At 42.9% G+C, this 23,541-nt stretch carries 21 protein-coding genes; 7 read left to right on the top strand and 14 right to left on the bottom strand.

What is annotated here, in order from left to right; genetic code table 11:
* Positions 1-39: 39 nt before the first annotated feature.
* Together I3249_RS10210 and I3249_RS10205 are read right to left on the bottom strand one after the other, a co-directional pair.
* Positions 40-720 (bottom strand): hypothetical protein, encoded by a 681-nt coding sequence (locus tag I3249_RS10210; RefSeq protein ID WP_238069875.1) that lies wholly within the window; start codon positions 718-720, stop codon positions 40-42.
* 495 nt (positions 721-1,215) lie between these two features.
* Positions 1,216-3,348: a lytic transglycosylase domain-containing protein gene (locus I3249_RS10205; RefSeq protein ID WP_238069874.1), complete on the bottom strand. Its 2,133-nt coding sequence runs from the start codon at positions 3,346-3,348 to the stop codon at positions 1,216-1,218.
* A gap of 347 nt (positions 3,349-3,695) precedes the next feature.
* Between I3249_RS10205 and miaB the strand changes: the two genes are divergently transcribed.
* Positions 3,696-5,189 carry a tRNA (N6-isopentenyl adenosine(37)-C2)-methylthiotransferase MiaB gene (gene miaB, locus I3249_RS10200; RefSeq protein WP_238069873.1) on the top strand — a complete coding sequence of 498 codons (1,494 nt, stop codon included), beginning with the start codon at positions 3,696-3,698 and terminating at the stop codon, positions 5,187-5,189.
* A 101-nt stretch (positions 5,190-5,290) separates the two neighbouring features.
* Here miaB and I3249_RS10195 read toward each other — a convergent pair whose 3' ends face one another.
* The 5 genes from I3249_RS10195 to I3249_RS10175 all read right to left on the bottom strand — a co-directional run bounded on the left by I3249_RS10195 (position 5,291) and on the right by I3249_RS10175 (position 10,567).
* Positions 5,291-5,527, bottom strand: coding sequence for a hypothetical protein (locus I3249_RS10195; protein ID WP_102091867.1), 237 nt, complete (start codon positions 5,525-5,527; stop codon positions 5,291-5,293).
* Between the two features lie 150 nt (positions 5,528-5,677).
* Entirely contained in the window at positions 5,678-6,892 is a 1,215-nt protein-coding gene (locus tag I3249_RS10190) for an RtcB family protein (RefSeq protein ID WP_238069872.1), read from the bottom strand.
* A 788-nt stretch (positions 6,893-7,680) separates the two neighbouring features.
* Complete coding sequence (locus I3249_RS10185) at positions 7,681-8,409, bottom strand: LysE family translocator (RefSeq protein ID WP_238069871.1); 729 nt, start codon at positions 8,407-8,409, stop codon at positions 7,681-7,683.
* A 169-nt stretch (positions 8,410-8,578) separates the two neighbouring features.
* Positions 8,579-9,865, bottom strand: a complete 1,287-nt coding sequence (gene argE / locus I3249_RS10180; RefSeq protein ID WP_238069870.1) for an acetylornithine deacetylase — start codon at positions 9,863-9,865, stop codon at positions 8,579-8,581.
* 48 nt (positions 9,866-9,913) lie between these two features.
* Positions 9,914-10,567, bottom strand: coding sequence for a UPF0149 family protein (locus I3249_RS10175; protein ID WP_057761477.1), 654 nt, complete (start codon positions 10,565-10,567; stop codon positions 9,914-9,916).
* Between the two features lie 212 nt (positions 10,568-10,779).
* Here I3249_RS10175 and I3249_RS10170 point away from each other — a divergent pair, with 212 nt between their 5' ends.
* Positions 10,780-11,220, top strand: coding sequence for a hypothetical protein (locus I3249_RS10170; RefSeq protein ID WP_057761479.1), 441 nt, complete (start codon positions 10,780-10,782; stop codon positions 11,218-11,220).
* A 108-nt stretch (positions 11,221-11,328) separates the two neighbouring features.
* Positions 11,329-11,790 (top strand): cell division protein ZapA, encoded by a 462-nt coding sequence (locus I3249_RS10165; protein ID WP_201579181.1) that lies wholly within the window; start codon positions 11,329-11,331, stop codon positions 11,788-11,790.
* Positions 11,791-11,872: 82 nt separating this feature from the next.
* Here the strand turns inward: I3249_RS10165 and I3249_RS10160 are convergent, their stop codons facing one another.
* The 4 genes from I3249_RS10160 to I3249_RS10145 form a co-directional block, all read right to left on the bottom strand.
* Positions 11,873-12,163 carry a hypothetical protein gene (locus I3249_RS10160; RefSeq protein ID WP_224737782.1) on the bottom strand — a complete coding sequence of 97 codons (291 nt, stop codon included), beginning with the start codon at positions 12,161-12,163 and terminating at the stop codon, positions 11,873-11,875.
* Between the two features lie 297 nt (positions 12,164-12,460).
* Positions 12,461-14,578 carry a glycine--tRNA ligase subunit beta gene (glyS, locus tag I3249_RS10155; RefSeq protein ID WP_238069869.1) on the bottom strand — a complete coding sequence of 706 codons (2,118 nt, stop codon included), beginning with the start codon at positions 14,576-14,578 and terminating at the stop codon, positions 12,461-12,463.
* 9 nt (positions 14,579-14,587) lie between these two features.
* Complete coding sequence (glyQ, locus tag I3249_RS10150; RefSeq protein WP_238069896.1) at positions 14,588-15,589, bottom strand: glycine--tRNA ligase subunit alpha; 1,002 nt, start codon at positions 15,587-15,589, stop codon at positions 14,588-14,590.
* 475 nt (positions 15,590-16,064) lie between these two features.
* Positions 16,065-16,277, bottom strand: coding sequence for a PspC domain-containing protein (locus I3249_RS10145; protein ID WP_101205751.1), 213 nt, complete (start codon positions 16,275-16,277; stop codon positions 16,065-16,067).
* Between the two features lie 761 nt (positions 16,278-17,038).
* Between I3249_RS10145 and nadR the strand changes: the two genes are divergently transcribed.
* The 3 genes from nadR (at position 17,039) to I3249_RS10130 (ending at position 19,594) form a co-directional block, all read left to right on the top strand.
* Positions 17,039-18,097: a multifunctional transcriptional regulator/nicotinamide-nucleotide adenylyltransferase/ribosylnicotinamide kinase NadR gene (gene nadR, locus I3249_RS10140; protein ID WP_238069868.1), complete on the top strand. Its 1,059-nt coding sequence runs from the start codon at positions 17,039-17,041 to the stop codon at positions 18,095-18,097.
* Between the two features lie 108 nt (positions 18,098-18,205).
* The gene (gene pnuC, locus I3249_RS10135) at positions 18,206-18,937 is read left to right on the top strand and encodes a nicotinamide riboside transporter PnuC (RefSeq protein ID WP_238069867.1); all 732 of its coding nucleotides are present in this window, start codon (positions 18,206-18,208) and stop codon (positions 18,935-18,937) included.
* A gap of 222 nt (positions 18,938-19,159) precedes the next feature.
* Positions 19,160-19,594 (top strand): Mpo1-like protein, encoded by a 435-nt coding sequence (locus tag I3249_RS10130; protein WP_160022377.1) that lies wholly within the window; start codon positions 19,160-19,162, stop codon positions 19,592-19,594.
* Between the two features lie 182 nt (positions 19,595-19,776).
* Here the strand turns inward: I3249_RS10130 and I3249_RS10125 are convergent, their stop codons facing one another.
* The 3 genes from I3249_RS10125 to I3249_RS10115 form a co-directional block, all read right to left on the bottom strand.
* Positions 19,777-20,388, bottom strand: a complete 612-nt coding sequence (locus I3249_RS10125; protein ID WP_238069866.1) for a nitroreductase family protein — start codon at positions 20,386-20,388, stop codon at positions 19,777-19,779.
* Between the two features lie 207 nt (positions 20,389-20,595).
* Positions 20,596-21,549: a pirin family protein gene (locus tag I3249_RS10120; RefSeq protein ID WP_238069865.1), complete on the bottom strand. Its 954-nt coding sequence runs from the start codon at positions 21,547-21,549 to the stop codon at positions 20,596-20,598.
* A gap of 67 nt (positions 21,550-21,616) precedes the next feature.
* The gene (locus I3249_RS10115; protein ID WP_238069864.1) at positions 21,617-22,330 is read right to left on the bottom strand and encodes a pirin family protein; all 714 of its coding nucleotides are present in this window, start codon (positions 22,328-22,330) and stop codon (positions 21,617-21,619) included.
* 159 nt (positions 22,331-22,489) lie between these two features.
* Here I3249_RS10115 and I3249_RS10110 point away from each other — a divergent pair, with 159 nt between their 5' ends.
* Positions 22,490-23,395 (top strand): LysR family transcriptional regulator, encoded by a 906-nt coding sequence (locus I3249_RS10110; protein ID WP_101205745.1) that lies wholly within the window; start codon positions 22,490-22,492, stop codon positions 23,393-23,395.
* The last annotated feature ends 146 nt before the right edge of the window (positions 23,396-23,541 follow it).

The raw sequence follows: 23,541 nt of genomic DNA, 5'->3' as shown, positions 1-23,541 counted from the left end.
GTATCGAAAAAAAAGTTTAAGCAGATAACTAAGTAAAGGCTATCGCCCACCTGAAATGATAAACTTACTGCCACAGCTGTCTACAACGTCATGACAAGTCCCAAAATCACTACCTTCATAACACACATGTATATCAGTGAGTATCGATTGGCGACGGCTGCCTTCTTGACAAATGAGGTCCACACTATTGGAAGACATACCACTATTAAGACGGGTCATTTGACTGACAAACCGTGATTTGGAAACGGTATAACTATTACCCGTATTTAGCTCGTTCGGTAATTTTAATCCACCTGCATAATTGGTAATCTGTCGGAAGTAACTGCTGGCGCTAAGCGGACTACAAGCTCCATAACGTTGCCACGTTTGGCTACGTACCGTTGTGTCAGGCATGATACGGTTGACGACTTTTAGTTGTAGCGGGGTAAGGCGTGGCTCACTACCACGACCGCAGCGTTCGCCATATCCCATATCTAGACCAGATACGGTTAACGAGTACCCTTCTAAACACTGACGCATACGTGCCCGCGTTGGCTGCATATTACATAATGCTGGGGTCATCTCAATCATCAATACACGCTGACCCGTCTTAACCGTACTAGCCGCCTGTGCTGGCAGCAATATAACACCTTGTATAAGCAGTAAAGCGCCGAAGCTCATCGTTGCTTTGATACTACCTACGCTATGTTTGCTAGCCAAATCTGCACGCAATTGCACCATAGAATTAGCGACCTTATTGCTCAGGTCTGTATCCGTCTTTGTATTTACCTTCGATAAAAAGCATATCCGATTAGATAACGAATATTTGGTTTTTGGCGACGTAGACAGACTAAAATATTTTTTGATCATAGGACTGAAGGCAGTTAGTTAGCAATGATAAGACATAGGCTATAATTTAAATCATTAGACGCGATACATAAAACACGCATTGACCTAAGAACAAGACTGAAAAATAGGGTTTCCCATTAAGGCAATGGTAACAAAACATTTTTTTTAATCTATAGCAAAAACGTAAACGTTGACGACATCGTCAGGAATCTCGATAAATGTTGATAAAGCACTGGAGGATAACGGCTGTGAAATTTACCTTAGCCAGATGAGTGCTGCTTGGGCAAAGCAAAGTTGATCAGTTGACAATTAGCAAAGCAAATCAGCAGATAAAAATAAACCACTAACAATAAATCATTAGTGGTTTATGAAATGCAAGTTCAGTGATTAAAATCCAGCTGGCACCGTACCCATACGCTGACTAATCGGCTGACCACGACCCAACAGACTGCTATAGATAGTGGCGTTTTCCATTACATGTTTGACATAATTACGTGTCTCAGGAAATGCGATTGACTCGACATACTGATCTGCGGCAAGTGAACCGTAAACTGGTTGCCAGCGTTTGGCATTATTGGGACCAGCGTTATAGCCTGCAGTTGCTAATACTGGTTGATAGTTGAGCTTACCCAAGATATCACCCATATACCATGTGCCATAGCGGATATTGGTATCACCGCTGTTGGCACGGCTCGCACTATAAGTCTCACCTAGGTTTCGAGCGATATACTTTGCAGTATCAGGCATGACTTGCATCAGCCCGCTCGCGCCTACGTTTGAGCGAGCAGAAGATACGAAACGGCTTTCTTGACGCATAATACCGTACGCCCATGCTGGGTCAATACCCGCAGCCTCACTATAACGCACGACTGCGCTTTGATGCGGCATCGGATGCGAGAGTGCTAAGCTATCCACCCTATCAGTATTATCAACCGCATAAATCGCTCGATCGAGCCAGCCCATATCATAGGCTTGACGAGCAGCGGCAATAATTAAATTGTCATCACGATTATCACGAGCTTGCTTCACCGCCCAGTTCCACTCGCGGTTAGCATAAGCACGACTAGCCTCAGAGTTATACAACGCAAACGCACGAGCAAAGTTAGCATCTTGCATGACGCGCGCGCGGTCAGCAGTACTGACATTAGGCAAATTACTACCGCCTAAACGGCTAGCATCAAAACGCTGCCCTATTTTATCTTTTGCCATCAGGCCATAGTAGTCATTACTTTTTGCTAAGTTCTGATACATTTTTTTAGACGTATTACGCTTGCTACTATCGCTTGACTGCTCATACGCACGAGCTAGCCAATACTGCCACTGGGCTTCTTTTTGCGTTTCGCCGTCCATTTTTGAGATAGCTTCTACCACATCATCCCAACGACCGAAGCGAATCGCTGCCATAGCATAATCTTCAGCTTCTTCAAAATTAAAGTCATTGTCCAAACTATTGCGGAACCAATCCACTGCTTCAGCGTTAAAGCCATCGTCAGTGTTATGATTCATACGCTGCACGCCAAGCGTACGATAAGCATAGCGTCGTGTTTCATCATTCAACAATCTGACCGCGCGCTGATTGTCCTGCTTGATATCAAAATCTAACTGTAACGCCGCCTCACGATAAGACTTGTCAGCCATACGGCCGATTGCGTACATATATAGGTATTGATTGGTTTGGCTTGCAGGCTCACGACCAAAACGGCTAAAGAAAGAAGACGGATTTAGCTGAATTTCACTGAGCGCCGAATAAGCAATTGGCGTACCAAGGCGTGATGATAATGCCATAATATCACCGGTCTTGCCTTTACGTAGCATACGTTTCAGACGAGCCGCACGATCTTGATTACTAATCAGCGCGTTGTTGTTCATCTCCATCGCTAGCTGATCGCACAATGCTGGTTGCTTTTTGGTGGTTAGCCAAACATCAGATTTGGCTGCCATAGCACGCATAGTATCACCGCCATTATTAAACCCAAGCGCAACGGCACAGCGTTCACTGGCATCAGCATTGGTAATCAAATTGGCTACCTGTCTAACCGAGGCATAATCATTCGATCCTGCTTTAGTCTCCGCAAAATCAGCCACTAATTTCTCAGCCATAACCGTGTCTGGATATTGGCGCACAAACTGCGAGACCGCCGCTGAACTCTGTGAATTGAGATCTAGATTCATGCGCCAATAGGTCGGATACATCGCAAACAAGCCGCCGCTCATGACTTGCTCATAGTTATAGAGCGCACTCACATCACCACGGTCTGCGGCGATAGCAGCTGCCATAAATGAGTCGATACTGCTGTCCTGCTGATAATCTTGTTGATAGTTACTTTCTTGTTGATAGCTTTCCTCATCGCCCCACGTCAATTCGGCACAAGCGACCTGTGACACACCAAGTGCACTTACCGCTGTTGCCACGCTCAACGCGCTCAACCGTAGCGTCCCTACTGTGATTCGCTTTGACGCGTGTTTTTGACTGATAGACTCTTCATCCTTGATGCTATGCGCAACACGCAACTTTGTCATACTGACTCTCTTTATGATATCTCTACAAATATATGAATAACGGTTCGCTAAGTACCGCCAAGGGTATAGCAATCATCATACTATACTCATTGTGCTTTCAACTATCTCCTTTACCTTTTGTTAATAAATAGGACAGCACGGTGTAACATAGAAGTGATAACGAGCCGCAGTTTTTATGAATAGTAATATGAACGACAGTAAATAATTGATACTGCTATGAATTATTTATCATATTGATACCTCATCGCCTGTGCTAATTTTTCACATTGGCACAGGGTTGTGATAAAATACGCCACCTGTTAATCGGCTACTCCGCTATATTTTTGGTCAATCATGGACTTATCCTTATGAGTGTTACTGTATTCAATCCCCGCATCGATGACGATGCTGTTGCTGAGACGACTGTCACCGCACGTGCTGTCACTGCACTCAAAGAAGCAAGTTCAGCCCAAGCGCCCGTCGAAAAAGCAGCGACAAAAAAGGTCTTTGTCACGACCCAAGGTTGTCAGATGAATGTCTATGACTCTGGCAAAATGCTAGACGTGCTCGGCGATTCACACGGTATGGAAGTGACTCATGATATCGATGAGGCTGACGTACTACTGATGAACACCTGCTCTATCCGCGAAAAAGCGCAAGAAAAAGTCTTTTCAGAATTGGGTCGCTGGCGCAAACTAAAGGAAAAACGTCCTGACCTCGTCATTGGCGTCGGTGGCTGTGTGGCCTCCCAAGAAGGCGATAACATTCAAAAACGCGCGCCTTATGTTGACATGGTATTTGGCCCGCAAACCTTGCATCGCCTGCCAGAGCTGTACGATCAATCAAACGAACAGCGTGAAATCGCGCCTAAGAATCGTATCGGTACGATTGATGTGTCGTTCCCTAGCATCGAAAAGTTTGACTTTTTGCCAGAGCCGAGAGTAGAAGGCTACAAAGCGTTTGTCTCTATCATGGAAGGCTGTTCAAAATATTGCTCATTTTGTGTGGTACCTTATACGCGCGGTGAAGAGTTATCGCGTCCACTCGATGACGTCTTGGCTGAAATTGATAGCCTTGCCGCTCAAGGTATTCGTGAAATCAACTTATTGGGTCAAAACGTCAACGGTTATCGCGGCGAAAAAGACGATGGCAGTATTTGCCGTTTCGCTGAGCTATTGCACTATGTATCGCATGTCGACGGTGTCGAGCGTATTCGCTATACGACCAGCCATCCGCTAGAGTTCACTGATGACATCATTGATGCGTATGCACAATTGCCAGAGCTAGTATCGCACTTGCACCTACCGGTTCAGAGTGGCTCAAATGCTATTTTGGCAGCGATGAAGCGCAACCATACAATCGATGTTTATATCAATCAGATTAATAAGCTAAAAGCCATTCGTCCAGATATCCACTTGTCGAGCGACTTTATCATTGGCTTCCCTGGTGAGACCGATCAAGACTTCCAAGATACCTTAAACTTGGCGAAAGAGTTGAACTTCGATCACTCTTACAGCTTTATCTATTCTAAGCGTCCAGGCACGCCAGCCGCTGATTTGCCAGATGATGTGAGCTTCACCACCAAAAAAGCTCGCTTAGCTGAATTCCAGAAAGTCATCATTGACTCAACACTTGCCAAAACGCATGAGATGGTCGGCACTACGACTCGCGTATTGGTTGAGCAAGTCGCCAATCGCCATCCTGATTGCTTAATCGGTACGGCGGATAACACTCGTACGGTCATGTTCCCTCATGATGTTGAGCAAATGGATGAAATGTTAGGTAAACTTGTGAGCGTACGTATTACTGATTTCGTTAGCCCGCACATGGTAAAAGGTGAGCTAATCGAAGTATTAGCATAGCGGTTAAGGTAACAATGGTTAAATTATAAGTTTGAGTAAGAATAAAAAAGCCGTTCACTATAATAGCGAACGGCTTTTTTGTGCGTGAATATTAACCATCATTATTCTGATAACCAATCTGTCTTCCGTAACTGTTGCTTGGTCTCACGGCGACGTTTTTTGCGGACGATATCGATATCTTCTTTTTCATGAATACCACCTTTTCTTAATAGTGGATCCAGTGCCAAGTAGTTGCGCGGCTTGACTGTGCCTAGCGAGTGTTGCACACCTGTCTCAGCTTGCTGCTCTAACTGTCGTTCAATCTGTTTGGCCTTTTTTAAGGTTTGTTTTAAGCTCATATTGTTACCTATATTTTTAACAACTCTAAATCTGTTTTATATGTTCGAGTGACAGCATAGTGGGATCACGACTAGGAAATCGAGCGCAAATAGTACACTTCGTACATTTAGCTCGATTGACACCGTCGTGACTCCCTATGGTTTTACTCATTAGCCTTTAATACACATGACCTGCTTAAGCGTATGCACCACCTCAACCAAATCCGTTTGATTGGCCATCACTTCATCGATGTCTTTATACGCTCCGGGTATTTCATCTATGACACCTTTGTCTTTGCGACACTCGACGCCATCCGTCTGCGCTTTTAGCTCGTCGATGGTAAATGCTCGCATGGCTTTACCACGGCTCATCTGTCGTCCTGCCCCATGCGAACACGAGCAAAACGATTCAGCTTCGCCCAGACCACGTACGATAAAGGACTTTGCGCCCATAGATCCTGGGATAATCCCAAGCTCACCAGCATAGGCACTGATCGCACCTTTACGCGTCATATAGACTTGCTCACCGAAATGCACCTCTTCATTGACATAATTATGATGACAATTGATGGCTTCTTTGGTCAGCTGAAATCGTGGTAATCCCGCTTGTGGCGACTGCAAGGACTTAATCACCAAACGCATCATCTCGCGGCGGTTCTCTAACGCGTAGTCCTGCGCCCAGCCCACTGCTTCGACATAATCAGCAAAACTATCAGACCCTTCGGCAAAGTAAGACAAATCACGATCTGGCACATGACCGAAGCGCGATTGACGTTCTTTTTTGGCAAGGTTAATAAAGTACTGTCCGATACAATTACCGATGCCGCGACTGCCAGAATGCAGCATGACCCAGACATCATTGTTCTCATCCAAGCACAGCTCAATAAAATGATTGCCACCGCCGAGTGTTCCCAACTGCTTTGCCCACGTACGCTCAAAACCTTTAAGCATTTTAAGTAAACCCGGATGTTTATCAGTAATCGGTTTTAGGCGTTTACCTAGTGGATCAAGCGTTGAATTTTTGGCTTGGATTTGCTTATGCATATTGAAGCCAACTGGTACTTGTTGCTCAACGATCGATCGTAACGACCGTAAGCTATCAGGCAAATCACTTGCCGTCAGGGACAAACGTACTGCGTTCATACCGCAGCCAATGTCTACCCCAACTGCGGCAGGAATGATGGCGGCCTTGGTCGGAATCACGCTGCCGACTGTTGCGCCTTTGCCAACGTGCACATCGGGCATCACTGCAATGTGTGAATGCACAAACTCTAGCTGAGCTAAATTGCGTAACTGCTGCATGGCACCTTGCTCAACATCCGAGGTATAAATCTTGACTGGTACGCCGTGTTTTCGATTTTCATTTAATACTAATTGAATACTCATAATTTATTATTTCCATTTTATTATTTTATAACCATGCATTTTTTATAATTCCCAGTTTTTATAATTTTTAGATATTACTTATCTATCTCAATTAAACGAAACGTTTAATAAGAAATGAAATTAATAAATTATAAAATCTAGGCAATGAAAAACCGTATTCTTATTAATTAAAAAATTAATAAGAATTCATGGTTAATTTATTATAGACATTTTAAAGAAAGATAATATAGATCAGAATCGTCGGCCACAGCGTAAATATTATACGCATAGAAAAGCTTTAGCTAAATCATAGCCTGAGTCGCTTTATTAGCAATAACGGTAAAGAAAAATGTTAGGTAAACAGACAACAGCAAGCGCAATAGGGCTTAGCATGATCGCAGAGCAAATTTGGTACAGTAAACTTAGAAAAGAGATAGCGCAAGTAGATACAGAAGGCTACTCGTTGATATCGATAGATGGAATATCACTCAATAGCTTATATAAAAATTTAGCCAAACCTTTTCGAAGGTGTCATTTCTGTCAGGTGGTTTACACATTTAATCTTTAAAAACGTCTTGGTAGTTATATAGGACACGATGATTCCTCCATAGGTTGTGGCTAATGTCAGGGCGACAATAGCAGGTCAATTGAAACGATTTATCGCTTATGAAAGATAAACGATATAAATCAATGAGCCAATAATAACGATTTAAAAATTAAAGTCAATAATTAATTTGGCTTGTATAGAAAATAATTTAATAAACGTGTGTTTAATTAATCACTTTAATTTAAAATCTTATCGGTAGTTTTTAAGCTATAAAACTGTTTATCACTTCAGCCAATAAAGCAGCAGCGATAATTATAAATATCACCCCACAACCACGATTGAGCCAGGCTAAGCGATTACCAACATCAAGCCAGCTTGCTAGCTTCTTGCCACCTAGCGTATATACGATTTGCCAAATCGTTTCACTCAAAAACAAGCCGATGGTCAGTAGGACATATTGTGGCCATAGTGGCACGCTAAAATTGATAAATTTAGGAAAAAATGCCGCAAAGAACAAGATAGCTTTCGGATTAGATAACGATACCCAAACACCAGTACGAAACAAGGTCATGTTGCTCGGCGCTATTTTAGTAGCAGCACTAGAGAGCGAACGCGGCTGCGGTGTACTGGGTACGCCGTCAGTGGCAGCATAGTCTGCTGCTACCTCTGCACTCAACTCTTTAGCATCACTCATCAAGCTACTGTCACCAGCATCGCGCCAAGAGCTGATACCCAAATAGATTAAGTATACTGCACCCACGGCTTTAATGATTGTCAGTAGCCACGGTGACTGGCGACTGATTACGTCTAATCCAAGCAGTGTCGATAGCAGTAATACAAACAAGCCGAGGCTCAGACCTGCCAGCGTCCATAAGGTTCTTTTGACGCCATAGTTCATGCCATACTGAAATGCCAGCAGCATATTAGGACCAGGGGTCGCTGAGATAAAAAACGTACTTGCGAAAAACACTGCAAACAGATGCCAAGACATCAACCCACCCCTACTTTGTCATGTGTAAATGGTTCTAATACGAAAGGCTATACGACTTAAATATGCGACTAAAAAATAAACACCGCCTTTAAGACGGTGTCATTTATACCTATATATCAAAAAGTCTCGCAGAAATTATTAAAGGAACGTCACGCCTTCTACTGAATAATTATGATTGCATAGACGGCTGAGTCGTACAACTATCTAACAACTTCTTTAAGAATGCATCACAGCGTTCAATTTCGCTAAGCTCCACATATTCATCCGCTTTATGCGCCTGTTCAATACTACCAGGGCCACAGATAATCGTTGGAATACCTGCATTGGTAAACTGACCGCCTTCAGTCGCGTAAGCCACTTTATGACGCTCATCATCTCCTGTCAGCGCAGCGATTAACGATTGCAACTCAGCACTATCATTATCAGTCATGGCGGGGACGCTTTCTTCTTGCATCATCTCAATGCCAGTCTCTGGCGCGCGTGCTTGCATTTGGGCATTTAGCTCAGCGACTTTTGCCTGAATGGGCGCTAGTATATCGTCTTGCGTCATATGCGGCAGGTTACGATAGTCAAAAGTAAACTCGCATAGGTTGGGCACGATATTGGTCGCTGTACCACCATGTATGGTACCTACTGACAACGTCGAATATGGCACCGTAAACAACGCATCGTTATCATCACGAGCGCTCAACTCTTCAGCAAGCGTATCTACATAGCCAACCAATCTGCTAGCGTAGCTAATCGCATTGACACCTTGTGCAATCAATGACGAATGCGCCGACTTGCCATGTACACGGCAACGATAAACCGCGATGCCTTTATGTGCAACTACCATAGCCATGTTAGTGGGCTCACCAACGATACAGTAATCAGGCGTGATGCCGCGTGCTTTTAGGTCTGCCAAAATCAATGGCGCACCCAAGCAGCCAACCTCTTCATCGAACGACAATGCCAAATGCAACGGACGACGTAGCTGACCACTGGTCGATAACTGCACGGCTTGCGGCAATACCGTAAGCGCACAAGCGATAAAACCCTTCATATCACACGCACCGCGACCATATAGCTTATCACCGCGTATCGTCGCGGTAAACGGCTCTGAAGACCACACTTGTCCATCAACTGGCACAACGTCGGTATGACCTGATAAGACCAGACCGTTATTGATAATATCAGCGTTTTCACCAGCTGGTACAGTCACAAACAAATTGGCTTTGGTTTTAGCTTCATTAAAGGTCAAATCTACCGTCAAACCCAACTGCTCACAATACGCTTGCACGTCTTCAATGAGTGCTAAATTTGAGTGACGACTGACGGTATCAAAAGCAATCAAACGCGTTAGCCAATCGAGACTTTGAGTAGGATGCTCGATACTTTTCAGCTGGACATCGCTGCTACTATCAACATTATCGCTATTACTGACATTGTCGCTATTACTACTGTTATTTGGGATCATAAAATATCCTTACTACAATTTTCAGAACTATGATGTGTCAGAGCTGCCTTACGATGGATTGTTATGATTCATCACATCAACCACTGGCGGCATCGGTTTTGGTAGCTTACCTTCTGCCTGTAGCTCTTTGGTTGTTTTGGCATCGATAGACAAACCCGCGATGAGCGCGATATCTTTGACTGCCTTGCGTTTACGCGTGGCAAAGCTTACGGGTACCATACGAGCAAATTCATAGATATAAAGATAAGATTCTTCCCCACCTTCAAAATCCTCATCATCTTCGAGACGAATTGCGCCAATCTTAGCCAAATCAGATAGCATCTCGTTTTCTTCACTGGTCAAACCACAATCAGTAATGCCGAAACCGGTCATAAAACCGTTTGCCCACTGTTTCAACGCCATCACGCGCTCGTATAAATCATGTTCATCATCTGGGATGAGCGGCATATACGCGTAGGCATCATCTTTGTCTTTTAGCTGAAACACGATGTCTTCCGCTTCTTCTGTCAGTAATGTCAATGCAGGCTCTGGTAACGGGGCAAAGCTGAGCTCCTCAAACACCTTAGCCCAAGTTGCTTCGTCGGGTGCATTACAAGCCGTCATAAGCCCTGTCATCATGCCATGCACTTCGCTGATAGACACGTCAGTCCAATCATCAAACGCAGTCAGCCAAGTATTCCAGCCAGAGATATTATCATTCATAATAGATGTCCTAGTAATTGATTACTGCTCATAAAACAAAAATAGTCGCGATAAAATGTCATAGACAAATCATCGATAAATAAAAGTGAAAAGACAAAGCCTGATGCTTGTAATTACTTTGTTGATATAGATATTATGCGGTCACCTATGGCATTATTAAATGCAGCGAACAAAATTCATTCACGCTTACTTGTTAAGGATAAAAACTGACTATGTATGATCAACTTAGAATATTAGAAAAAATGGTACTCGACATCAAAAAACAGTATCAGCTTGTCAGTGCTGAACTTAGCAGCTTAAAACAACACCCTGTTACTGATTCAAAAGAATTTGCCGCTCTAAAAACTAAACTGGATAACAGTCATAACGAACGTGACGGTGCCAAAAAACAACTGAACGATCTCGACAAGCGCTATCAAAGTCTTGCAGAAGCGCACCATATGATCGGTGAAGAACAAGACAAACTGCAAAAACAGATCAGCCAATTACAACAACAAAACAGCGAGCTGCAACAACACAATAATGAGCTAAAGCAGCAGTATAGCGATATCAAACAACAAAACAGTGAACTGCAAAAGAAGAACCAATTGGCAGCCGAGCGTACGCAAGTCGTATTACAGCGCCTAACCCGTATCGATCAAGCAGAAGGCTAACGTTTTCTTGTAGCAGATAGCAAAGACGTACTGTTTATTCAACTGCCAAATGCTATTTGTAAAATCTGATATCACTCATTTCACTGACCAGACATTGTAGGATTTATCATGACCGATGACCAAAGCAAATCGATAGAAAAACAACCAAAAAATACTCAAGCGCCAAGTGCACCAGTAACAAGTGCGACAGTACCAGCGCAAAAAACGACACCAGCAGCATCAAATATATCAAGCGCCATGGCACAATCTAATACCAAAACACCTAAAGCGCCAGAACCACAAATCAAAAAAGTTGATATCGCGATTGCTGGGGTTACTTATCCAATCTTTTGTCCAGTACATGAGCAAGAAGAGCTACTGTCAGCGGTTTCGTATATCAACAACTACGCGCTCGATCTAAAAAGAGATGCGCCAAGCCTCAGCCAAGAAAGCATACTGGTACTGTGCTGCTTGAACCTATATGAAAAAATCCATGCCAATCAAAGAAGTGATGAAGATCGTTTGCAGAAAGATAAACAGTCTGAAGCATTGCTCAATAAAATTATGAAAGATGCTCATTCTATTCTATAGATACATCGTACTGTATTAAACACATAAGCGCCTAGTTAATAAAGTTAGGCGCTTTTTTATGGTCAATTATTTATCTATTTATTTATGCATAAGGCGTGTAGGTCTTGCCTGCATGAAAGTCTGCCTGATGTTCATAATTGCAAAAGAATAACTCTTGGTTCGCTTCAACATTGCCATCGGTAGCTGTACTTGGTTTGGTTTCAAGTACACCGCGATATTCAGCCAAGCTGTTGCCACAGAAATTACACTGACGCGGAGTGGTCACATCCCCTTCTTTTGGCATCATGCTTTTAGGTGCACGCGGGTACATAAACTTATAAAAAGCCCACATTGAAGCCCAAATAATAAGGATGACGATAATAACAGCAAACACGGCAGTGCTCCTTCGATTACGGATAAACGTGAGAAATAATGAAATCTACTAAATAAAATTATTTAATACGTTTTGATAGCATAAATTTTACCGTCAATAATAGCGATAATACAATGCTTTTACCGTTTAATTGCTGATTGCACTAATTGACTGGTTATATCTAACGGATAAATGTATTAGTAAACCAGTCAACTGCATAACAAAAAACCTGGCCATGATGAGCCAGGTTTTTTATCAAAAATAACCGTCAAGTTAAAGTAACTATCAGGCTAAAATAACAATTAGCTTTTAGCAGAGTTACAGCTGTAGCTCGCTAATATCAGCTACCGTCAAGAACAAGGCGCGAACCTGCTTTAGTAATGCCAAGCGATTGTTTTTAAGCGCAGCATCTTCACTGTTGACCATTACTTGATCGAAGAACTGGGTCAACGGCTCATCTAAGCTAGCCAGCGTTTGCAATACTTGCGTATAGTCCGCTTGCTCCAGCAATGGTTGTACCACTGTCTGTGCTTGCTGCACATTTGCATATAAATTTTGCTCAGCAGATTCAGACAGTAGTGCTTCATCGACTGTATCAGCCACGCTCACTTCTGACTTAGCCAATATATTAGCAACGCGTTTGTTTGAATCAGCCAACATCGACGCTTGTGACAGCTCGCTAAATGCTTGCACTGCACGGATACGCTGATCAAAATCAAGCGGCATATGCGGGTTAATCGCTTGCACTGCTTGAATCGTATCGACGCTAACGCCCTGCTCTGTATACATCGCACGGTAGCGCGAGTTTAGGAATGCCATGACTTGGGTAAAAGTATCGCTAATACTCAAATCCATAGTCTTTTCTTCATTGATAAGCTTTGTTGCATTCTGTCTGCCATAGTTTTTAATAGCTTCTTCGACAAGTGCTACCAAATTAATCGATAACTGCTTTTCGATTAAAATACGCAAGATGCCAATAGCAGAACGACGTAAGCTAAACGGATCCTTTGAACCCGTCGGTGCTTGATCAATCGCAAAAATACCAACCAATGTATCCAAACGATCCGCTAAGGCTAAGCAAATGCCAATCGGTGTCTGTGGTAATACATCGCCACTGAATTTCGGCAGATACTGCTCTTCTAAACTGGCTGCGACCGCTTCAGGCTCATCGTTTAGGCGCGCATAATAAGTGCCTGCGATACCTTGTAATTCAGGATATTCGCCGACGAGCGAGCTGGCTAAATCTGCTTTAGACAAAATGCCTGCACGTACGGTTTCATCAACATTGATATCGTGACCTTGCTGCTGCATCAACGTGGCGATGAATGCTGCCAGCTTGGCAATACGCTCAGATTTCTCCCAAATCGTACCCAATTTATCTTGGAATACACGATTTTTTAGGCTTTCTGTGAGTGCAAACAATGGCTGCTTTTGATCTTGTAAGAAAAAAAACTCTGCATCAGCCAAACGTGGACGCACAACTTTTTCATTACCTTCGATAATCTGGTTAGGATCTTTTGATTCAATATTGGTAATAAAAATGAAATACGGCTGCAATTTGCCAGTTTTATCGGTTAAGCAGAAATACTTTTGATCCGCTTGCATAGTCGAGATAAGCGCTTCTTGCGGTACTTGTAAAAAGCGCGCTTCAAAGCTTGCTCGTAGCGCAATTGGGAAATCGACCAATGCGGTGACTTCGTCTAATAAATCTTGCGGTACGATGGCATCAGAATTGACTTCATCTGCCAATGCTTTGACTTGGTTTTTGATCAGCATTTGACGCTTATCAAAATCTGCCACCACTTTTAGACCACTTAGTAACTCTTCATAATCATTAGCATGAGCAATATTGTGGTAGTCAGGGCTGTGGAAGCGATGACCACGCGTTTGTGTACTAGTCTGATGACCTTGGATAGTGGCATCGATGACAGTATCGTCCTGCATCAGTACTGCCCACTGTACTGGACGCACAAACTCGTTGCGGCTAGCGCCTGAGCGCATACGCTTAGCAATCGGTAAATTATCTAGCGCGGTCTGAAAAATAGCAGGCAGTAACTCAGTAGTCGCTTGACCACGGATAGTCTGCTCAAAACCTACATAATCACCTTTATCGGTATTAATCGTCGTAAGCTCGCTGGCTTCAATACCCAAGCCTTTCGCAAAACCCATTGCCGCACGCGTTGGATTGCCCTCTGCATCAAACGCCGCTTTAATCGCTGGTCCGCGTTTTTGCTCATTACGATCAGGCTGCTTGTCGCTAATACCTTGAATCTGCATTGCCAAGCGGCGCGGAGCAGCAAAGGCTTTAATGCTATCAAAGGTAATATCTGCTGCAGTTAATTGCTCAGTGACACTGGCTTGTAGCGCATCACGTAATGGTTTTAGGCTTTTTGGAGGTAGCTCTTCACACCCCAGTTCAAATAGAATAGTACTCATGGGATGCTCCTATTTATCGTTAGTAAATTGATTAGTGTCAGTAGTTTCTTTTGCTGAGTTGTCTGCTGCTAAGCTGTCTTTTGACAGGTCTTCTTTTGGCAAATACTTATCAAGCGCGGCTTGGCGATGCTCTTCATCAGCCAACGGAAAGCCCAATTTGGCACGAGCTTCGACATAACCAAAGGCAACTTTACGAGCAAGCGTACGCACACGCAAGATAAAACGCTGACGCTCAGTCACTGAAATAGCGCCGCGTGCATCAAGCAAGTTAAACGCATGAGATGCTTTTAATACCATCTCATAGGCTGGTAGTGGCAATCCTGCATCGACCAACTTATCTGCTTGTTGCTCATAAAAATCAAACATCTCGCCCATCATCGGCACATCAGCGTGCTCAAAGTTGTAGGTGGACTGCTCGACTTCGTTTTGATGAAAGACATCGCCATACGTGACACGGCCAAATTCACCGTCTGCCCAGACCAAATCATAAACGCTATCGACGCCCTGTACATACATGGCCAAGCGCTCAAGTCCGTAAGTAATTTCGCCAGTGACTGGGAAGCACTCGATACCACCGACTTGCTGGAAGTACGTGAACTGCGTGACTTCCATACCGTTTAGCCAAATCTCCCAACCAAGTCCCCACGCACCAAGCGTTGGCGATTCCCAGTTGTCCTCTACAAAACGCACATCATGCACTAATGGATCAATACCAATGGCTCGTAGTGAGTCCAAATACAGCTCTTGGATGTTCGGTGGATTCGGCTTTAGCACGACTTGGAACTGATAATAATGCTGCAGGCGGTTCGGGTTATCACCATAGCGCCCGTCAGTAGGACGACGTGATGGCTGTACATAAGCCGCATTCCAGCGCTCAGGACCTAACGAGCGCAAAAACGTCGCGGTATGAAAAGTACCTGCACCGACTTCCATGTCGTAAGGCTGCAATACAACGCAGCCTTTATCGGCCCAATAATTTTGCAAAGTTAAGATTAAATCTTGAAAAGTCATCGGTTGAGAGTCTTTATCTTGTGTCATCGGGGTTATCGCTTGGGATGTCATAGTTTCGGTTTTCATAGTAAAGCCACTGTGAAATGAGTATTATTAAATAAATCTCTGATAGCGCTCGCGCGACCTATTCGGCAACGACTCTATCTGCCTGCTCACCTTACTAAAAATTGACTATTTTATCCATATTTACATCAACTAAATTTGCATAGTGGGCACAAAACCTCAGTTGTATAGCGTATTTTTAGGCAAATCATTATGGAAGTCGCACTAATACAATAAATAAAAAAATACCCAAATGCGCTAGCATTCGGGCAGGAGGAAAATTATATCTTGGGCATCCTGATTGATCAGGCTTTTTATTTTTTGGAGGTCTACTGTTTTTAGCAACTACGTCTAACTTAAACTTAACTCTTTAACTGGTTCAGAAAACCTAATTTTAAAAAAGCTAATTTTAAAAATAATTATCAGAATTCTATTATTGATAAGACTGATTGTTGGCTTTTGGCATAATTATCCATAGGATGATATAAATCAAAATGCCTGGTACTGCTGCGCTTAACGATGAGATAATGACAAATAATACTCTCACCCATGTTGGCGACCAACCAGCATATTCTGCAATGCCACCCATCACACCTGCTATCATGCGATTGTTTGGTGAGCGATGTAATTTTGCTAACTTAGTCAAATCAAATACCTCTCTATTTTCTATTCTTGTCTATTTTTTTATTCTATATTTCTAGTTATCTTAAGTGTTTAGCTAAAACATTATCTTGCTTTGCTAACTTACGGCTCAGTATATCAATAATTCAGGATTTATCTGTTGAAGGTATAGCAGTACTTTGTGAGTTTATGCTACTCAAGCTTACCCTAACCTGTCATAACACCATGCAAACCCCTGATTTTAAATAGTTATTTCAAAATGTTTCAGAACCATCTTTGTTGCTATAACCTTGCAATTTAGCTTTACATATCTTGTTATTTTTAATTTAATCAAAGAGATAAGCTCGCTTTATAACACTAAAATAGAGTGAAACTTCTAATAGTCTGAATAATCTTTTAGCTAACCAATTTTACTCAGTTAAAAAATCCTCAATTAAAAAACGTGCGATTCCGTGTACGTGTGATATACCGTATTTTTACAATAACCCACCTGCAAATCATCCAAAACCTTTATACCATGCTGATAAGTATACTATGCTGATACGTAACTCAGATTTCAGACGTTCTATGATGAAAGTTAGAACACTGCTCAACTATTAGATAAAAATACCTTTACGACGAATGTTAAGAGTAAAGAACATGGTTGGTATTACGATTCTTAATAGGTGTCTACTTTGGATCCTGATAGATGTCTAGTTTGGATCATTTAACTTAGACAGCATCAGCCATATTTTTTGGAATAGACATGGAACACTGAGATTAGAATAAAAAATAATAAGGATAACTATGTACGACACTGGATTGATGATTGGACATTTTGAGCCCCTACATTTAGGGCAGATGCGCAGCATATTGGATGCAGCAGGACAAGCCAAAACCTTACATATCGTTATTATGGCGCATCCATCGCCGCATCCAGATTTTGCTATTACCTTGCAAGATAAAGCGCGTTGGCTACAGATGGCCTGTGCCGACTTGCCATTTATTCATATTCATACTACTCATGAGATAGAGCTACCGCTGCACGAACATCTGTATAGCATTAGCGATGATGTCAGTATCGATGTCGCTGCTAGTAATGCTAAATTGCAACGCTTAATGAATGCATTATCGCTATCAGCAGAGACTGTATTGTTTATGGCGGACAACCATCCGCTCACTCGCAATGACATACAAGAGCAGCTGCTTTTGCCAGTCGTTACTACGCCGCTACAGCTCGAATTTGACTCTTATGAGATTGCGCGTGATCCAGTTGCCCATTGGTCAGAACTTCATCCGCAAGCCCGCGCCGACTACACCAAGACTGTCGCTATCGTCGGCGGTGAAAGCTCAGGTAAGACAACGCTGGTACATAAGCTTGCCAATTATTATGGTGCCAGCTTTGCCCTAGAAATGGGTCGTCTGTATGTCGGTACGGATTTGGGCGGTAGCGAGGTTGGATTACAGTACAGTGATTATGGCCCTATTTGTCTTGATCATGCTGAGGCAATCCGAGAAGCCAAAGCCCGTGCGACTGCCCCTATCACCATCGTTGATACTGACTTTGTCACTACGCAAGCATTTTGTGAAGAGTATGAGGGTCGTACGCATCCCTTTGTGGCTGCTTGTATTGATGAGTTTCGTTTAGACCACACCATTATGTTAGATAACAATACGCCATGGGTTGATGATGGTATGCGATCTTTGGGTACGCCTGAAGCGCGTGGACGCTTTGAGCAGCGCTTGATAGATATTTTTGCGCGTCACGATATTACACCGCATATGATTGATCAGCCTGACTATGATGCTCGCTATCAGCAAGCACTACTATTGATTGATCAATATATCTATGGCAAAAAATCATAAACTGTACTGAGCATATTTATAATAATTTATTCACTAGCACACGTTATTTAACTAGCATATGGTAGTTAGCACTATATTGGTATCAGTATTTACTTTAGGGGAAAAGCGATGCGTATTCAGCTATTGGACAACATCACCGGAAAATGGGCGATGCAATGGATTATCATTTGGTTTATTTGCGGTGTTATTGCTTTGTCCGCAGGTTTTTGGCTCACGACAGACCATACCACGCTTGACTGGTTTTATTTAGCGGTCTCGTTCATTGGTTTGGTTTGCGTAGTCTCGTTATCATTCCGCAAAAACGTCATGGGCAATGGCTTTGGTATGGGAGCAACGGCTGGCGAAGTTATTGTGCAAGCAACGTCTGGCGCAGTTGGTTTGATGCTTGCTCCACTATTTAACTTTTTTACCCATGTTTACGGTATTTTTTATTGGTCGAAGCATACCGATCCTGATGGCGACATGATACCTAAATCAGCAAGCAAAGCTGTTTGGTTAATCACTGCTGCATTCATTATTATTGGACTTGCACTGTTCCCTACGGTAAATGACTTATTAGCAAGCTATGGCTATGCAGTCGTAGAGGATGATAGTAGTCTGTTTTTGGGATTTATCTCTTTCTTTTGGATTAACGTCATTGCCTTTGTGCTTTCTATTACCGCTCAGGCAGCTATGATTCTGCGTTATTCATTTAACTGGTGGTTGTGGATTATCGTCAACTTTGTCTGGCTCATCGTGAACCTCATGTCTGGCAACTATATCTTTGCTATTCAGACTATGGTGTATCAAGTAAACGCCTTTATCGGCCTTTATGAATGGCATCGCAGCGAGCAAGGATAATGTGTTTCTTGTAGAAAAGAACCCTTGGGATTTTAAATACAATCTTGCTGATATAGCACCCATAGTACGAGTGAAATTGACTGTGCCGTCTATCAGATAACGTGGTAGACAGGCGCAATTAGTGCTACAACTGATGCTAACAATCATCTTCGCATTGAGTTTGGTAGCAAGTCCATTATCTAGTATGAGTTACTTAGCTTATTTACTAACAGGGAGGTTAGTATGTCTCGTCAACCAAAAATGTCTAAACGTACGCTAGAGCAATGGCTTAGTGAGTACTCTGTCAGTCACCAAAACTTGGTCAATAAAAAAATCCATTGGCTATGTGTGCCAACCATCTTTGTCAGCCTGTTAGGTATGGGCATGTCATTATCTGTGTGGTTTACCTTGGTGCTTAGCGCATTAGTATTACTGTTTTATATGCGTTTATCTACGCCACTGTTTTTAGCGATGGGGATGTTTATTCTTATCTGTCTGTCAGTGATAGCAGCGATGCCATGGGGCTTTAAGGCATGGGCAGCGGTATTTATCGTTGCGTGGATTGGCCAGTTCATTGGTCATAAAATCGAAGGCAAAAAACCTTCTTTCTTTAAGGATTTACAGTTTTTATTAATCGGTCCAGCATGGGTGGCTAATAGTTTGATGCAACGCAAATAGTCGTCAATCTCTGCGTAATTTTTGCAGGAATTTAGATTAGCTGCAGGCTATTGATAACCTCAACAAGAAAATATTACCAATAAAAAAGCGCCACCCAGAGATTACTGAGTGGCGCTTTTTGTTTTACGTAAGCTTTTGGGGCTATTAAAATTTTAGGGCTATATAGAATAGACTACTCTATCTTACGCACCAAATACTTTCATACGCTCATCAAGTGGCTTGAATTCTTTGTCGCCTGCTGGCTGCTCAATCTTACCAAATACCATTTGCGCTTTTAGTTCCCAATCTGCATCGATGTTCCAATTGCTCGCGACTTTCTGGTCGATTACTGGGTTATAGTGCTGCAAGTTCGCACCGACATCAATGCTTGCTAGCGCCGTCCAGATGACGTATTGATGCATTGCGTTGGTCTGAGTTGCCCAAATTGGGAAATTATCAGCATATAAAGGCGCCGCTTCTTGCATGCCTCTCACCACTGCTTTATCTTCAAAGAACAATACCGTACCAGCACCCGCTCTAAAGCCAGCAATTTTGTCTTTAGTAGATTTAAACGCTTCTTCATCACCGACGATTGCACGTAGTACATCTTCAGTCATATCCCATAGTTTGTGATGATCATCGCCGAATAACACAACGACACGCGTTGATTGCGAGTTAAATGATGATGGTGTATGCAAGACAGCATGCTCAACTACTTTTACGACTTCATCGTTAGATACTGGCAACTGGTCGCTTAGTGCATAGATAGAACGGCGCTTTTCTGCTAATTGCTGTAAGTCTTTTAGTTCTGACATGGTACTTCTCCATATTGTTGTAGGAATGATTTGCTCTGGGTTGATAGACCTTGTCGATCTTGTGATCAACAAGTTTTTATGAAATAGTTTGTTTATGTGGGCTATTATCGGAACAATTTACCTGAAACCCCATGTATTTTTTGTAAAAAAACTTAACGATGATGATTACCTTTGAAAAATAGATTAATAAATTTTTCGTGTTGATAATTAGCCTTTGAAGCCTTTGGGTAGTTCTGGTGCCACCAGACGCTGCATATTAGAATCCACTTCACCAAAACGCTCATGACCATTGTTCCAATCAATGACCGATTGCTTGAGCTCCTCTTTGTTGTCAGCGACAAAATTCCACCACAGTAATACTTGGTTGCTTAGAGGCTCCCCACCAATGAACATCAAACGTGTGCCCTTGTTTGCTACCAGCTTTATAGAGGTCTTGTCGATCATGTCATCATGATCAAAGCGCAATAACTGGTCTTTCTTGTATACTTGACCTTCAGACTCTAGCGTACCGACAACCACTAAAATACCGTACTCAAAGCTCGCCTCCAAATTCAGCGTGACGTCTCCATCTTCTAAAAAATGTACATCGATACCAACTATCTTTGAGTACTGCAACGTTGGCGCTTGATGGTGCTCACCAGATGCTGATTTGTAACTGCCCGTGGTCAGAATCAGCTCGACGTTGCCCTCAGTCCATGCTGGCAGCTCTGGGTAATGATAAAAACTGCGTTCAATCTGCTGGTCAGTGGGTAAAGCAATCCACAGCTGTATCATATTGATACTACGTGCAGTGACGCTTGAGTGAGCAACATCTGAGTCAGCACTGTCCAAAAAAACGCTTTGCTCTGTATGGCTAATACCTTGATTCAATCCTGTACCAGCTGTCATGAGGTTGACTTGGTTTTTGGCAATGACTTGCTCGCTACCTAAGCTGTCTTTGTGTAAAATCTCACCATCAATCATCCAGCTAAACGTCTGTAGATTGGTATGCGGATGGCGCCCAACTTGGACACCTAAATCATCTTGAGCAAACTCAGCTGGCCCTGCATGATCCAAAAAGCACCATGCGCCAATCGGTTGTTTGCCTTTATTGGGTAATAACCGTGCGATAGGAACACCACCAACCTCCGTTGATCGTGGCTCTAGAGTTCTAATCGTCATGTGGCACCTCTTGATCTGTATGCGGTTAGTCGAGCGAACGAACGATGCTACGGTGCTCATCCGTGATCTACATAGAAAGCGGCACTTCCATCAGCAATACTTTTGCCGCCTCTTTCACTTCCATAGTGAAGTGCTTAGTATCCCAAACCCCAAGGCCATCTCGAGTAAACAAAATGTTACCGTCTATCACGACTGTTCCTGCAATCACAAAAATATAAACACCATTATTAGGATTGTTTAGTTGGTAGGTCTGCGTCACGCCTTCATCAAACTCTCCCATACTGAACCAAGCATCTTGATGAATCCAAACCCCTGCATCATCTGCATTTGGTGATAGCACCTGATTGAATTCATTGGGCGTCATGATGGTCCCCATGTGCACTTGCTGATAGCGAGGAGCAACACTCATTTTATTTGGCATGACCCAGATCTGTAAAAATCTCACAGCTTCTTCACGACTGCCATTCATTTCACTATGAGTGATGCCTGTGCCCGCTGACATGACTTGGATCTCACCCGTCTCAATCATGCCCTCATTACCGATGCTATCGCCATGCGCAAGTTTGCCAGCTAGAGGAATGCTGATAATTTCCATATCACGGTGTGAGTGCTTGCCAAACCCTTGACCACCAATGACAAAATCATCATTGATGACACGTAAAACACCAAAGCCCATACGCTCAGGATTATAGTAATTGGCAAAACTAAAGGTATGACGGCTTTTTAGCCAGCCATGATTGGCATTACCGCGTGAGTCTGCTGCATGATAGATCGTTTTCATTATTTATCCTTAACTGTCCATACGTTTATTATCTATATATTTGTTATTAATTCACGTGATTGAACAATGTATCTATTATAATTGTTGACTATATAGAGATAAACAGACATAAATGCAAATAACTATTCTTTTTATTAGAACAATAATGAGGCATCGATAATGGGTCAATTAGAAGACATGGCGATGTTTGTACGCATTGTTGAGGCAGGTAGTATTACCAAAGCGGCTGAGCAGTTAAATATTGCAAAATCAGCCGTCAGTCGCCGACTCAAAGAATTGGAAGAGCGTTTAGGCAGTCAATTAATCAGCCGTACTACCCGCCAATCTAAATTGACGCAAGCTGGTGAGCAATACTATCAGCAAGTAAACAATATTTTGCGTGCGGTTGACGCTGTCAATGAGCATGCTACTGACGCTCCTATGCGTATCGAAGGCACATTGAAGATGACAGCGCCGTTGTCCTTTGGACTCATGCATCTGAACGATGTGATTGATAAATACGCCAATAAACATCCCAATCTGAGATTCGATCTGGATTTTTCTGACCGACGTATTGATTTGATTGAAGAAGGCTATGAGTTGGCCATTCGAATCGGGGAGCTACAAGATTCTAGCTATCAAGCAAAAAAGTTGGCATTGATTCGTTGTGTGATTTGCGCCAGTCCTGATTATTTGGCAAGAATGGGCATGCCTGAGACGCTAGACGATTTAGACAACCATGCGCTGTTGCAATACAGTCTCGGTCAAACCAATAGTATAAACTTGGTGGATACTGAAGGCAGAAGTCATCATCGTACGATAGATGCCAAAATCAAAGCCACCAATGGTGAGTTCTTAGTGGATTTGGCAGTCAAAGGGCATGGGATTACCTTTGTGCCGACTTTTATTGCTTATAAACAACTGGCGCTTGGCGAGCTTGTACCTGTATTCCAACACTATCAACTGCCAACCCTAACCGCTTATGCTGTTTATCCAAAGAATCGTTTTTTGTCGCAGCGTTGTCGTTACTTGATTGATTTTATTGCAGAGCAATTCGGTGACAATCCGTACTGGGATCAGTATTAATCAACACTCTTATTATCTCTAACAATATCAATTGTTACTGGTTTTGAGTCACCTTCCCCTCTTTAACCCGACTAATCGTCAGCCCCGTGAACCCGAATAGCAGCGTCAATAGCAGTGACAAATAACAGAAGAATGCATAAGGCAGA

Origin of the sequence: Psychrobacter sp. Ps1 (assembly GCF_022129425.1) — a bacterium.
Lineage (GTDB): Bacteria > Pseudomonadota > Gammaproteobacteria > Pseudomonadales > Moraxellaceae > Psychrobacter.
Note: the sequence above shows the minus strand (reverse complement) of the source record. Positions and strands in the feature narration are given on the sequence as shown.

Excerpts from the sequence above, each read along its gene's own strand:
- I3249_RS10210 (WP_238069875.1), bottom strand. The coding sequence starts at position 720 with ATGGTGCAATTGCGTGCAGATTTGGCTAGCAAACATAGCGTAGGTAGT.
- I3249_RS10205 (WP_238069874.1), bottom strand. The coding sequence starts at position 3,348 with ATGACAAAGTTGCGTGTTGCGCATAGCATCAAGGATGAAGAGTCTATC.
- miaB (WP_238069873.1), top strand. The coding sequence starts at position 3,696 with ATGAGTGTTACTGTATTCAATCCCCGCATCGATGACGATGCTGTTGCT.
- I3249_RS10195 (WP_102091867.1), bottom strand. The coding sequence starts at position 5,527 with ATGAGCTTAAAACAAACCTTAAAAAAGGCCAAACAGATTGAACGACAG.
- I3249_RS10190 (WP_238069872.1), bottom strand. The coding sequence starts at position 6,892 with ATGAGTATTCAATTAGTATTAAATGAAAATCGAAAACACGGCGTACCA.
- I3249_RS10185 (WP_238069871.1), bottom strand. The coding sequence starts at position 8,409 with ATGTCTTGGCATCTGTTTGCAGTGTTTTTCGCAAGTACGTTTTTTATC.
- argE (WP_238069870.1), bottom strand. The coding sequence starts at position 9,865 with ATGATCCCAAATAACAGTAGTAATAGCGACAATGTCAGTAATAGCGAT.
- I3249_RS10175 (WP_057761477.1), bottom strand. The coding sequence starts at position 10,567 with ATGAATGATAATATCTCTGGCTGGAATACTTGGCTGACTGCGTTTGAT.
- I3249_RS10170 (WP_057761479.1), top strand. The coding sequence starts at position 10,780 with ATGTATGATCAACTTAGAATATTAGAAAAAATGGTACTCGACATCAAA.
- I3249_RS10165 (WP_201579181.1), top strand. The coding sequence starts at position 11,329 with ATGACCGATGACCAAAGCAAATCGATAGAAAAACAACCAAAAAATACT.
- glyS (WP_238069869.1), bottom strand. The coding sequence starts at position 14,578 with ATGAGTACTATTCTATTTGAACTGGGGTGTGAAGAGCTACCTCCAAAA.
- glyQ (WP_238069896.1), bottom strand. The coding sequence starts at position 15,589 with ATGACTTTTCAAGATTTAATCTTAACTTTGCAAAATTATTGGGCCGAT.
- nadR (WP_238069868.1), top strand. The coding sequence starts at position 17,039 with ATGTACGACACTGGATTGATGATTGGACATTTTGAGCCCCTACATTTA.
- pnuC (WP_238069867.1), top strand. The coding sequence starts at position 18,206 with ATGCGTATTCAGCTATTGGACAACATCACCGGAAAATGGGCGATGCAA.
- I3249_RS10130 (WP_160022377.1), top strand. The coding sequence starts at position 19,160 with ATGTCTCGTCAACCAAAAATGTCTAAACGTACGCTAGAGCAATGGCTT.
- I3249_RS10125 (WP_238069866.1), bottom strand. The coding sequence starts at position 20,388 with ATGTCAGAACTAAAAGACTTACAGCAATTAGCAGAAAAGCGCCGTTCT.
- I3249_RS10120 (WP_238069865.1), bottom strand. The coding sequence starts at position 21,549 with ATGACGATTAGAACTCTAGAGCCACGATCAACGGAGGTTGGTGGTGTT.
- I3249_RS10115 (WP_238069864.1), bottom strand. The coding sequence starts at position 22,330 with ATGAAAACGATCTATCATGCAGCAGACTCACGCGGTAATGCCAATCAT.
- I3249_RS10110 (WP_101205745.1), top strand. The coding sequence starts at position 22,490 with ATGGGTCAATTAGAAGACATGGCGATGTTTGTACGCATTGTTGAGGCA.